Annotated in this window: 12 protein-coding genes; 1 reads left to right on the top strand and 11 read right to left on the bottom strand. The window is 40.8% G+C overall.

Annotated features, from left to right (window positions below):
• Positions 1–7: 7 nt before the first annotated feature.
• Positions 8–292: a DUF3270 domain-containing protein gene (locus HF881_RS00160; RefSeq protein ID WP_169445966.1), complete on the top strand. Its 285-nt coding sequence runs from the start codon at positions 8–10 to the stop codon at positions 290–292.
• A gap of 64 nt (positions 293–356) precedes the next feature.
• On the opposite strand, the gene HF881_RS00155 is transcribed toward HF881_RS00160, so the two are convergent.
• From HF881_RS00155 to HF881_RS00105, 11 genes are all read right to left on the bottom strand, one after another.
• Entirely contained in the window at positions 357–1694 is a 1338-nt protein-coding gene (locus HF881_RS00155; RefSeq protein ID WP_169445965.1) for a HAMP domain-containing sensor histidine kinase, read from the bottom strand.
• The gene (gene ciaR / locus HF881_RS00150) at positions 1684–2358 is read right to left on the bottom strand and encodes a two-component system response regulator CiaR (protein WP_000590630.1); all 675 of its coding nucleotides are present in this window, start codon (positions 2356–2358) and stop codon (positions 1684–1686) included. The genes HF881_RS00155 and ciaR overlap by 11 nt, the downstream gene beginning before the upstream one ends.
• Before the next feature lie 109 nt (positions 2359–2467).
• A complete protein-coding gene (locus HF881_RS00145) occupies positions 2468–5014 on the bottom strand; it encodes a M1 family metallopeptidase (RefSeq protein WP_169445964.1) in 2547 nt (848 codons plus the stop codon).
• Between the two features lie 122 nt (positions 5015–5136).
• Positions 5137–5577 carry an ASCH domain-containing protein gene (locus HF881_RS00140; protein ID WP_169445963.1) on the bottom strand — a complete coding sequence of 147 codons (441 nt, stop codon included), beginning with the start codon at positions 5575–5577 and terminating at the stop codon, positions 5137–5139.
• Entirely contained in the window at positions 5574–6422 is an 849-nt protein-coding gene (locus tag HF881_RS00135; protein ID WP_169445962.1) for a putative PEP-binding protein, read from the bottom strand. The genes HF881_RS00140 and HF881_RS00135 overlap by 4 nt, the downstream gene beginning before the upstream one ends.
• 41 nt (positions 6423–6463) lie before the next feature.
• Positions 6464–7192 carry a GNAT family N-acetyltransferase gene (locus HF881_RS00130; RefSeq protein ID WP_169445961.1) on the bottom strand — a complete coding sequence of 243 codons (729 nt, stop codon included), beginning with the start codon at positions 7190–7192 and terminating at the stop codon, positions 6464–6466.
• On the bottom strand, positions 7179–7679 hold the full coding sequence (locus HF881_RS00125; RefSeq protein WP_169445960.1) for an NUDIX hydrolase: 501 nt from the start codon (positions 7677–7679) through the stop codon (positions 7179–7181). The genes HF881_RS00130 and HF881_RS00125 overlap by 14 nt, the downstream gene beginning before the upstream one ends.
• Positions 7680–7689: 10 nt before the next feature.
• Positions 7690–8388, bottom strand: a complete 699-nt coding sequence (locus HF881_RS00120) for a 3-oxoacyl-ACP reductase (protein ID WP_169445959.1) — start codon at positions 8386–8388, stop codon at positions 7690–7692.
• Positions 8381–8617 carry a DUF2829 domain-containing protein gene (locus HF881_RS00115; protein ID WP_049530836.1) on the bottom strand — a complete coding sequence of 79 codons (237 nt, stop codon included), beginning with the start codon at positions 8615–8617 and terminating at the stop codon, positions 8381–8383. The genes HF881_RS00120 and HF881_RS00115 overlap by 8 nt, the downstream gene beginning before the upstream one ends.
• An 84-nt stretch (positions 8618–8701) precedes the next feature.
• Positions 8702–10711, bottom strand: a complete 2010-nt coding sequence (locus HF881_RS00110; RefSeq protein WP_169445958.1) for a glucosaminidase domain-containing protein — start codon at positions 10709–10711, stop codon at positions 8702–8704.
• 131 nt (positions 10712–10842) lie between these two features.
• Entirely contained in the window at positions 10843–11781 is a 939-nt protein-coding gene (locus HF881_RS00105; protein WP_206283148.1) for a dihydroorotate dehydrogenase, read from the bottom strand.
• Position 11782 lies beyond the last annotated feature (1 nt).

Genomic DNA, 11782 nt, shown 5'->3' with positions numbered 1-11782 from the left:
GAGAATCATGCCCGCAAGAAAATTAGAAGCTTATGAGTTTGAACAAGCTCCCGAATCGAAACAAACTCCGCTTTACCAAGATTACACACCTGAAGCCCCAGTCGGCCCTAACCTAAAAGAGATTTTATTTTTTGTAAATATTGCTTGTTTTTGTATTTTTATGGTGCTTTTTAGCTTTATCTTTTTAGCCTTAAAATTAAATACAGCTTTATCATTTATTATTGCTATGGGGACAAGCTTCGCACTTTTACAACTTCAACGAAAGATGATGAAACGAAAATTTTCAAAATAAAGGTTGGTACTACTACCAACCTCTTTTCTAGTTATCAAAAAAGACAGTTATATAACTGTCTTTTTTATTTATTCTTACGTTTTGAAGGAGATTGGATGGCAATCTTAACTTCAAAAATTGTTCCTCTAGGTTTGTTATCTTTTACGCTAATCGTTCCTCGTAAGGCATCAACAATCTGCTTGGCCAAAGAAAGTCCCAAGCCAAAGCCACCTTTCTGACGGGTTCTCGCCTTGTCTACACGGTAAAAACGGTCAAAGATTTTCTTCTTGTCAGCAGCTGAGATTCCAATCCCATTATCCGCTACTGTTAGATAGAGGTGGCGATCTGTAGCATAAACCACAAACTCAATTTTTCCATCTTCTTCGGTATACTTGATGGCATTATCAAACAAGATGGTCATGAGTTGTTTTAAGAGCAACTGATCAGTCATAAAGGGACGATAAATCCGATTTTCATAGTCAAAAACTCGATCATTTTCAGAAGCAATTAACTCATAGTTGGTAAAGGTGGTTTTAAAGAATTGTGGAGAAACTTCTGCTATTTCTGGCTTAAGTCCATCATCTCGACGTGCTAAATTGAGAAGGTTGGTTGTAAGGAAACGCATATTCCGAACTTCTTCGAGGCTAGAAGCAATACTTTCGCTGGATTCCATGATCGTCGCTTCTGGTTTTCGAAAGAGATTCTCTAAACGATTTTGTAAAACAGCCAAAGGTGTTCTCAGTTCGTGACTCGCATTTTCAACAAAGGACTTCTGCTTTTGCATACTTTCCAGCAAGGGTTTGACACTGACACGGGCAAGGTAAACACTAGCAATTAAAGACAGAAGCCAGAAACTGGCCATGACCACTACGATTAAATGCTCATGGTTTTGGCTGATTTGCTCAAGCTGACTGGTATTGATTAAAACCGCCGCATATTTGACGTTGCTTGAAACAGTGGACGAATTTGTTTCCATCAAGATCATCCGGTAGGTTTCTTCCTGACCGTAGCTATTGACAACTTGGATTTGCCGAATATGATTCAACTCTTTCTTGTCCAGTTTGATCTTGTCCAAGCCTAAAAAGCGGTTCCCCAGTAAGAGTTGGTTAAAATCCTTGTCAAAGAGCAAGACTTCCGTATTGGAGCTGACATTGGGCTTGATTTCAGCCTTGCTGGCATTCGCTGTTGCTGGTTGAATATCTTTGACTTCTTCAGTTGCCCGATTAAGGGCTAATTGGATAACCACCTGAGGGCTAGTGCTAAGGGCTTGGAGTTTTTCATCTACAGAAGTATAGAGACTCGAGTGCATGACCTGAAGGATAATCAAGGTCATAGCAGAGAAGATCAGGGTGAAAACTCCGAAGTTTCGAATGAAATAGCTAAAATCATCTGCATGCCATGTTTTTTTTAATTTATTGAACATCTTTTAAAATATACCCGACACTACGCAAGGTTTGAAGATTTTCAGCAAAGGCTGTTCCCTTCAATTTCTTACGAACTTTTGAGACATAGACTTCTACAACGGAAATAGTCGTATCGCTATCAAATCCCCATAGACGGTCAAAAATTTGTGTCTTGGGAAGAATGACATTTTGATTTTGAAGGAAGTAAACCAATAACTCAAACTCTTTTCCGAGTAGTTCTACAGGAGTATCTTCCACTTTCACTTCATTCGTTGAAAGGTTGACGACAATATCCCCATAGGTCAAGGTATTTTCGTTAAACTTGCCTGAACGTTTGAGAAGGGCTTGGATCCGCATTTTGAGTTCTTCTAGGTAGAAAGGCTTGGTGAGGTAGTCATCCGCTCCCAACTCAAAACCATGTCCCTTGTCATCCAAACTTTCTTTGGCAGTCATGATAAGGACTGGTGTCGTAATTCCTTTTTCGCGCAATTCTTTCAGAACTTGGAAGCCATTTTTTTCAGGCAACATCAGGTCAAGCAAAATCAAGTCATAGACGCCACTTTCAGCTTCGTAGAGACCTTCTTCTCCATCAAAGACCTGCATGACATCTGCAAAATCATCTAAAAAGTCAAATACTGAGTTTGACAGACCTAGGTCATCTTCTACTAATAAGATTTTTATCATCAGAAACTCCTCCTTGTTATGATTATTATACCAAAATTGCCTTAAAAAAAACTCAACTCTCTCTTGTTTTCAGATAGAAAGTTGAGTTTTTATTTACATTTCGAACGAATTAAGCTTTAGCATATTGGGCTACAACAGCTTCTACTGCCGCTTTCTCACGCTTAATCAAGTCAACACGCGCTGCAATATCCTTGATTCCCATGCGGATGTTACGGCTAAGCGCTAGGTCAGAGAGTTGTGGTTCAAAGAATTCCTTGTACTCTGCCAAGCGTTGCTCAGTCTTAAATACATGGGCAGGTAGGATAACAAAGCTATCAAAGCTCATGTCACCACCAAGAGCTGCCTTGATCCAATCCCAGTTTTCACGCGCCCATACCCAAACAGTTTCTTGAGTTGTTTGATGATCTAGGAACTGGTAATACCAAGCAGACAAGTCTTGTGGTTTCACAACAAACTTATCCTTCCATGAACGAATCAAGGTTTGGATATTATCAGCATCTGTACTGTAGGCTAGAGCAGCTGCCAACTGGCGTTTGAAGACAGCATCTGTCGCATGAGTGTAGAGGTCCAGATAAGTTGCGACCAAGTCCTTGGTCTCATGGTGTTTCATTTCATTGATAAGAACTTGAGCACGGATAGCTGCTGGAAGTCCTGCAAGATTTTCCTTATGAGCTGCAAAGATTTGGCTAGCGACTTGACTAGCTTCTGCATCATTGGAGCGAATCATCATGGAAATGGTCAACTGACGAACCAATTCATCCTCATCTGATTCCCCTTCTTTGGCTTTGAAACCAAGACGGTCATAGTTGTGACGAGCCAATTTAGCAACGAGTGTATTAAAGGCCTTCTCAGTTTCTGTTCCTTCATCAATAAAGCGCTCAAGGGCAGAAATCACTTGAGAAACAGCTGAAACCACCAGATAAGACTCTTCCTTAGCAAGTTTATCAAGGACTGGAAGCAAGTCTGCATAAGAAATGTGTCCTGCTTCAGCCAACAAACGACGTTCTTGAACGATTTGCAGTTTGCTTGTGTTATCTAGTGTCTCTAGCTCAGCAAGAACAGCTTCTAACAAGTCTCCTTGATAGTCGGTAATATAGTGGGCCGTATTTTCAGTGTTGAGACGAAGAGCTCCTTTATTTTCAGCAAGAAGAGTGGCGTAGCCAGGGATTTCGATACTTTCAGTTTCGAGTGTGTCTGGTAAGCCTTTCCAGTTGCTGTTCAGTGGCACTACCCAGAGACGGTTCTTGTCTTCGTGCTCACCGATAAAGAATTGTTTTTGCGAAATCTTCAAGACATCATTTTCAACTTTGACAGTGAGAACTGGATAACCAGGTTGCTCCAACCAAGAATCCATGAAGGCTGCAACATCACGACCTGATGCTTGACCAAGGGCATTCCATAGATCACGACCAATGGTATTTCCATATTGGTGCTTTTCAAAGTAAGCATGCAAACCTTTAGCAAAATCAGCATCACCTAACCAACGACGAAGCATATGCATGAGACGGCTTCCTTTGGCATAGACGATAGCTCCGTCAAAGAGGGTATTGATTTCATCTGGGTGTTTAACTTCGACGTGGACAGACTGAACGCCATCAGTCGCATCACGTTTAAGTGCTCCCGGCACACCACCTGTTTGGAAGTCTTCAAAGATATTCCAACTTGGTTCGATGGCATCCACACAGACATATTCCATCATGTTTGCGAAGCTTTCATTGAGCCAGAGGTCATCCCACCATTTCATAGTCACGAGGTTACCAAACCATTGATGGGCAAGCTCGTGGGCGATAACAAGGGCAACTTGTTGTCGACTAGCAAAGGTTGAGTTCTCATCGACAATCAAGTAAACTTCACGGTAGGTCACAAGACCCCAGTTTTCCATAGCACCAGCTGAGAAGTCAGGGAGTGCGATATGGAGAGATTGAGGAATTGGGTACTTAACTCCGTAGTAATCTTCGTAAAATTCAATTGAGCGAACGGCAATGTCCAGTGAGAAATCAAGGTTAGATAATGGGTGAGCTTTGGTTGAGTAGACACCTACAAGAGTACCGTTTTTAGTTTTAGCGGTCACCCCTTGCAAATCACCAGCTACAAAGGCCAACAAGTAAGAAGACATGCGAGGTGTTGTCTCAAACTTCCAGATGCCTGTTTCCTTGCGGTTTTCCACATCAGTCTCTGGCATATTTGACAAGGCCACTTCACCTTCTGCTTGGTCAAAACGAAGAGCGAGATCAAAGGTTGCTTTGGCTTCTGGCTCGTCCACACATGGGAAGGCTTCGCGCGCAAAATGGCTCTCAAACTGAGTAGACAAGACTTCCTTCTTGACACCATCAACAGTGTAGTAAGAAGGATAAATCCCTGTCATGTTGTCTGTGATTTTTCCTGAAAAAGCAATGACTAATTCAACTTGACCAGCCTCAGCTAATTCGATATGCAGGGCTTCATTTTCATGATCAACTGTAAATGGACGAGCTTGGCCCGCAACTTCTACAGAAGCGATTTCCAAGTCTTTTTGGTGAAGGGAAATACGGTCACTCTGTGCTTGACCAGTGATGGTCACCTTCCCAGAAAAGGTCTTGGTCTCACGACTCAAGTCTAGAAATAAATCATAATGTTCAGGAACAAATTGCTTAATAAAATGTTCAACTGCTTGCATAGTTTTCTCCTATTCTAAGTTTAAGAGCTGCTGCTCTTCTTCAAACAAACTTATTATATCATGTTTTGCTTGAGAAAAAAGGATTGGACGGTGATTTCCAAAACTTTCTTCCTTCTAAAAGTCTACAGTGGGTAGACCTTGCGAAATTCTTCTAAAACAACCTTGCTGTCAGGTGTAAAAGTCAGTCCAGCCTCCCTCAACCACTCAGTGAAAAATTCCTCATGAACCTGACGCCAATAGGACAGAGATTTGTTTCCTTCCCCTTCCTTATAGGCATGGTTGACTGACACTTGATGAAAAGGCTGAACGGAAACCTTGGTAATTTCGACAATGCAGACAGCCTGATTTTGACTATCTAAAATGACATCAAATGTCCCTTCTTGCGGTAGAGATTCGCCTTCTAATGCGTAGAGATCGTAGGCTGAGGCGGTTGCTGTCTTTTCACCTTTTAAAACCAAATCTGCCAAGAGATCGGCTTCCACTCCAAAAGCCCAAGCATCGATTTCATCTCCGATCGAGGGATTGATTTTCTTGTATGCATTCCACATTTCTTGCGGTGTCATAGGTTACTCCTTTGTAATTTTTTACTTACTTCTTTTATACGTTTGAGATGGTCTGGATGATCAATCTCTAAATCAAAAATCTCTGGAATAGAACTGTAGTGGATAATGCACTTGATATCCATCTGATTCATTTTTTCTATGAAAGAAGCATTCAGATAGCCTGCTACAGCAAAGTCAATCTTTTTTATCCTTGCTTTATCCTGCATCTGTCTTAGCATATCTAACATAATGGGACTTTCTATATCATGCCATTGACTGTTTCTCACAGTTGCAAAAACAAAAGAAGTCAAATCATTCATTCCAACTATAATCTTTGAAATACCAGTTTCCATTATCCTGTCCAAGTCAAAATAAGCTGACGGTAATTCAACCATTGTGCCGATTTTCCCAGTAAAACCATGCTCACGCAATACTGTAATAGCTTGCTTTAACTGCTCAGCATCATTCACAAAAGGAGAAATAACAGACAGATTGGGATTGGTTTGATAAACATCTGTAACGACATGTGCCTCAGCCTGAAATTCATCTGGACACGCCAGCAAACGCCTAGTTCCTCTATATCCAAACAGGGGATGACCTTCATCAAAATACTTTTTAGTCCCCTCTAAACAATTAGCTTCTGTATTTGTTAACTCTGAAAAACGATACCAAACCTCTTCATCTGAGTACAAGGAGCAGATAGTATCTAGATAATCTTTTATAAATTGCTGACAACTTGGTAACAGGATGTTTTGATTGAGCTCTCTCAGTAAGTATTCTCCACGAATCATACCGATATGGTGTAATTGTTGAGGATAAACTTTTTCAACAAGTTTTTCGCCACTAAGGGCAAGTTGGTTTTGCATGTCCATTCACCTCGTCTTAAGAGATATAATATCAGCTATCATTATATGCCGCTTTCATCTAGTTCAAAAGCTTCATAAGGTTCAACTAACTCATATCCTAAAAATTCTGCTACTTTTTTGGAAGCCTCGTTATGAGCATCCCAAAGTGGAAACATATCTCTATTTAAACTCTCTAGAATCATTGCAGCACCAAGCTTTTTAGCAAATCCATTTCCTTGTTCGTTTGGTCTAGTTGCAACTTCCACTTCAACTGCTCCACGGTAAACTAACCCTGAGGAAATCCCAGCAATCAGTTCATTATTTTTAAGAACCACAAAGCCAAATCCACCTTTTAAAACAAAATCCTGATAGGACTCAAAATCCCCCTTTAAATCTTGTGACCATTCTTCCTCAGAAAAGCAGTTATAAATATGATTATCAATAGGCACAATATTGTAACCTTCTTCTAAATGAGTAACTAGATCATTTAGAAATTCAACTTGAAAATTTGCCCTATCTTTAAAAGAATAGCGAGTAAAAGAAACTAGCCCCACTTTCCGATGCAGAAAATCTTGCCAATTGGTATTTTCTGAAATAATAATCTTATAATCTAAACCATATTTTCTAACAAAATCTTCCCAAAATCTGGAATTCAACTCCCCTGCTAGGTATAGAAAATTCCCAACATCATAAAAGCTTGTTGTCCTATCACTGTTTCGGTAGACAGTGCCGATTTGAGATTTAAGATCATAGAGAACCATATTTTTCTTCCATGTTTTAAATAGTTCCATTATCCCCCATCTTCACCTTCCAATTTCTATAGCTTGTCATATCTAATTCTGGAAATCCTAGTAACTCTGCCTTAACCTGCAACACTAAAGGAGAAGCATTTTCTGTAGTAATTTCTTCCAAATTCAACCAAAGTACATTTGCTGAATCATTACTTCCATCAAGAACTTCATGAGGAAGTGATTTTTGATAGCGTTCGAAATCAAGTACTATATCATAAAAGACCATGATATGATGTACTGCAAAGTCTTGCCCATCTTCTTGAACCAGCACATCATAAATCCTAGGATTAGTGTAACCATTAAGCTTATATCCTGTCTCTTCCAGAACTTCTCTCTTGAGGGTTTCTGTCAGCCCTTCACCTACTTCCTGGCTACCACCAGGTAGATCAAAACGGTGTTGATAAGGGCCTCTCGTTTTTTCAATGCAGAGTAACTTCCCATTTTCAAAGCAAATACCATAGACTCCAAAGTGTTTTTTGATTTCCATCCAACTCCTCCTACTTCAAAGACCAGCCACCATCCACAGTCAGGATTTGTCCTTGCATGGCAGATGCCTGACCGCTAGCCAAGAATAGGCTAACTTGAGCAATTTCACTTGGCTCAATCCAGCGCTTGATTGGCGTTTCATTAGCCACCCAGTCAGCCAATCCACCTGGTTCAAAGTCTGCAGCGGTCATAGCTGTCTTGACAGCACCTGGAGCGATACCAAAGACCTGAATCCCAGCTTCTGCATAGTCTAGAGCCAACTGCTTGGTAAAGCCAGCCAAGGCATGCTTAGAGGAAGTATAGGCGTGGCCACCTCCGCCAGCTAGACTTGAGGCAATCGAACACATATTGATAATAATTCCTTTTTTATTTTCCAGCATTTGTGTCAAATAATAACGAGTCAGCTCCACTGGAGTCACATAGTTGATTTCAAAAATCTCTTGAATTTCCTGAGCTGATTGTTCCAAAAGGGGTTTGTAATCATCCAACACTCCAGCTGTGTTACAAAGAACATCGACTCGAGGACACCAGTCAAAAATTGGCTCCAAGTCAAGAGTTAAATCTCTCTGTAAAAAGTGGAAATCACCCTGTAAAAGTAGATTTTCGCCTTGGTCAACTCCATAAACTTGATAGCCCTTCTCTAAAAAGAGGCGAGCTTGAGCTAGACCGATCCCTGAACTCACTCCCGTAATCAATACGCGTCTAGTCATGCACTTCTACCCAATCCGTCGCCAAAACATCACAAGGTGTCGGACTCCACATAGAAAAACCTTCCCCTTCTCCAGACACATTGATTAGGAAATAGGGCGTCACTTCAAGTGCAACCCCGTTTTGCTCGATAGTGTCAAAAAGCTGCACATAGTTTTCAGCCCCTCCCCAGCTAGTACGTACATATTTTTTCTTAGCCTTTAAGCCAGGCAGGATTTCTTCAAATGTCATGTTTTTCTCCTTTGTTGTCTACCTATTTTTATTATAACAAAAAATCGACAACCAATCTATCATGGTTCCCGATTTTGTTCTTCCCTAGTCTTTCCCACCAAGTTTGCTATTGATGGTCATCATGATACTAGCAATTTTCTCTCCCCAGTAAGGATCGGAAGCATAGCGAACATTCATTCCGGTTGCCTTGTTTCCAAGGTGGTCTCTGCCATAGTCAATGTAATTTTCACGAATCCACTTGGCCGCTCCGAGAATCCCCTTGTCCACATCATCAAATTTTTTGGCTGAGGCATATGGGCTCGAATCATAAGCCGCAATTCCAAAGAAATTATTCTTATCCTTAGCTATCTGGCTCCGTCCCCAAGCACTCTCAAGTGCACTATGAGCCATTAAGTAAAGAGCATTTACACCATAGCGTTCCTCAGCTTCCTTAAAAACAGCTCCCTTACCAGCCAGGCGACTATCCCTAATATTCATCAAAGAATAAATTTTATCCAATTCAGCTGCGCTGTAATTACTTGGCTTGGTCAAATTTCTAAAGAGGAAAGGATTTTTAATGGTAAAGCCATCAAAATGAATCCCATCAGTTGAATAATATTTCTTACCAATGGTCATAGCTGAGCTATGTGGCGCAACACGGAGACTCACATAAGGTGATAACTCATGGTAAAAATACTTGCCATCACTTGTATAATGAGGGACAAATTCACTATCTTTATCAATAGCTACTAAATCACTTTTATTCATGAAGCCGGATAAACCAGAAATATTGACTGGTATTTGACTATCTTTTTTAGATTGGGCATCTCCAAGCGAGACGATGGTTCCCTGTGATACATAACTCAATCTTTCACCAGAAGCACTATAAACATAAGCAGTAATTGGCTTCACTTTGTAATATTTTGCCTCTGAGATCCACTTCCCATTATTCTGGAAGGAATACTCTTTACCTTTGATCTTAAAAGTACCTGTTACATATCGACCATCATCTTTTAGATAGTACCAAGCATCGTAATCTTTGTCAAAAATCCATTCATTTTTGGCCATATAGCCACCAGATTTAAGGTAGTATGAGCCAATCCATTCACGGGAAGCGTAGGCCCCACCTGACTTCAAGTAAAACCAGCTATTGTAGGATTTATCAAAAATCCACTCTTTTTCCGCCATAGCGCCACTATCTTTCAGATAGTAGTCACTTTTCCACTGGCTACTTGCCATCACACCATCGCTATTGAAATAGTACCATGTCCCTTTGATTTTCTCCCATTTGTTGCGAGAAATCTTGCCTGAAGCTGTTGCATAGTACCACTTGTCAGATATTTTCACCCAATCATTTTCTGCCATGGCACCACTACCTTGGAAGAGATAGTCATTATAGATGGTGCGACTAAGCATGACACCATCTTTATCAAAGTAATACCAGACGCCTTCAATCTTTTCCCATTTGTCGCGAGAAATCTTGCCCGAAGCTGTTGCATAGTACCACTTGTCAGATATTTTTACCCAATCATTTTCTGCCATGGCACCACTACCTTGGAAGAGATAGTCATTATAGATGGTGCGACTAAGCATGATTCCGTTTTTATCAAAATAGTACCAGCTACCTTCAATATTTTCCCATTTGTTGCGAGAAATCTTGCCTGAAGCTGTTGCATAGTACCACTTGTCAGATATTTTCACCCAAGCATTTTCTGCCATAGCACCGTCACCTTTGACAAGGTAATCATCAATTATAGTATTACTGAGCATAATGCCATTTTTATCAAAGTAATACCAAGTGCCACTAATTTTTTTCCAGTTTACGACATACTGGTTATTTTCATAAAAACGCCAGTTTCCTTGTTCTTTCTGCCAACCTTCCTTGATAACTTCCTCTTTTTTTTCCTTTTTGGAAGGATTTTCCTCTTTTACAGCTGGCTCTTTCTTCGCCTCGACTTTAGGAACTTCTTTCTTGGGAGCAGCTTCCTCTTTTTTCTCGACTACATCTGTGGTCTGAGTTTTTTTCGTAACCTGAGATTCTTCAGCATGTACAGATGTCTTTGCAAATCCTGCCATAGAAAGAACAACAGTACTTGCAAGTAGTATCTTCTTCATTTTATTCTCCTCAGTAGAAAACGATCTACACTATTACTATTTTATAAACCCTATTGTAACATAGTTAACAGACGGAAATATTACAAATTGATGAAGATTCTATGTCTTGTTGACGATAAGGAAGACCTAGTTTATCTCAGACTGGCTTTAACTTCTCGACGGAGATCTTCCAAACTACTAATGCCATATTTGTCCATGACTTTTGGCAGATTTTCGATGATATCAGGACAGGCATAAGGATTGGTAAAGTTAGCTGTCCCAACTCCGATGGCAGAGGCACCAGCCAGATACATTTCTAAAGCAGCTTCAGCCGAATCCACTCCCCCCATTCCAATAATGGGAAGGTCTGTTGTTTGAGCGACTTGGCGGATGAGTTTGAGGGCGACTGGAAAAACTGCAGGACCAGACATCCCACCCGTTCCATTGGCTAGGATTGGTTTTCTAGTTTTGAGGTCAAATCGCATACCGACAAGGGTATTGATCATGGTTAAGCCACTTGCTCCTGCATCTTCTGCGGCTTTGGCGATGGTGACAACATCCGTCACACTAGGAGTTAACTTGACATAGACTGGCACATCAGAGGCTTCCACAGCTGCTTTTACCACTTCGTAGGCCAAGTCAGGGTCTTGCCCAATCAAAAGTCCATGATTGCCGTGATCCACATTAGGACAAGAGATATTGAGCTCGATAGCCTTTACATTTGCAGCCTTGGAAATTCCTCGAGAAACGGCAGCGTACTCTTGTTTTGAAAAGCCTGCAACATTTGCGATGATAGGAAGCGTAGGATACTGTCTTTCCAGCCAAGGTAACTTTTCTGCTAAAACAGCTTCTAAACCCGGATTTTGCAAGCCGATTGCATTGAGCATACCAGCAGGTGTCTCAGCTACCCTTGGAGTTGGATTGCCAAAACGGGGTTCAAGTGTCGTCGCCTTGATCATAATAGAGCCTAAAAGGTCTAAATCATAGTACTTGGCATACTCCTGGCCAAAACCAAAGCAGCCTGATGCTGGTATGATGGGATTTTTCAAGTCCAAACCAGGTAGAGAAACTTGTAAACGATTTGTAGTCATG

Source organism: Streptococcus sp. WB01_FAA12 (genome assembly GCF_012843315.1).
GTDB lineage: Bacteria > Bacillota > Bacilli > Lactobacillales > Streptococcaceae > Streptococcus.
This window is presented reverse-complemented; position numbering and strand designations above follow the sequence as displayed.

Bases quoted from the DNA above. Each gene is read 5' to 3' on its own strand.
- HF881_RS00160 (WP_169445966.1), top strand. From the start codon at position 8: ATGCCCGCAAGAAAATTAGAAGCTTATGAGTTTGAACAAGCTCCCGAA.
- HF881_RS00155 (WP_169445965.1), bottom strand. From the start codon at position 1,694: ATGTTCAATAAATTAAAAAAAACATGGCATGCAGATGATTTTAGCTAT.
- HF881_RS00110 (WP_169445958.1), bottom strand. From the start codon at position 10,711: ATGAAGAAGATACTACTTGCAAGTACTGTTGTTCTTTCTATGGCAGGA.
- HF881_RS00135 (WP_169445962.1), bottom strand. From the start codon at position 6,422: ATGCAAAACCAACTTGCCCTTAGTGGCGAAAAACTTGTTGAAAAAGTT.
- HF881_RS00125 (WP_169445960.1), bottom strand. From the start codon at position 7,679: ATGGAAATCAAAAAACACTTTGGAGTCTATGGTATTTGCTTTGAAAAT.
- HF881_RS00120 (WP_169445959.1), bottom strand. From the start codon at position 8,388: ATGACTAGACGCGTATTGATTACGGGAGTGAGTTCAGGGATCGGTCTA.
- HF881_RS00105 (WP_206283148.1), bottom strand. From the start codon at position 11,781: ATGACTACAAATCGTTTACAAGTTTCTCTACCTGGTTTGGACTTGAAA.
- HF881_RS00140 (WP_169445963.1), bottom strand. From the start codon at position 5,577: ATGACACCGCAAGAAATGTGGAATGCATACAAGAAAATCAATCCCTCG.
- ciaR (WP_000590630.1), bottom strand. From the start codon at position 2,358: ATGATAAAAATCTTATTAGTAGAAGATGACCTAGGTCTGTCAAACTCA.
- HF881_RS00130 (WP_169445961.1), bottom strand. From the start codon at position 7,192: ATGGAACTATTTAAAACATGGAAGAAAAATATGGTTCTCTATGATCTT.
- HF881_RS00145 (WP_169445964.1), bottom strand. From the start codon at position 5,014: ATGCAAGCAGTTGAACATTTTATTAAGCAATTTGTTCCTGAACATTAT.
- HF881_RS00115 (WP_049530836.1), bottom strand. From the start codon at position 8,617: ATGACATTTGAAGAAATCCTGCCTGGCTTAAAGGCTAAGAAAAAATAT.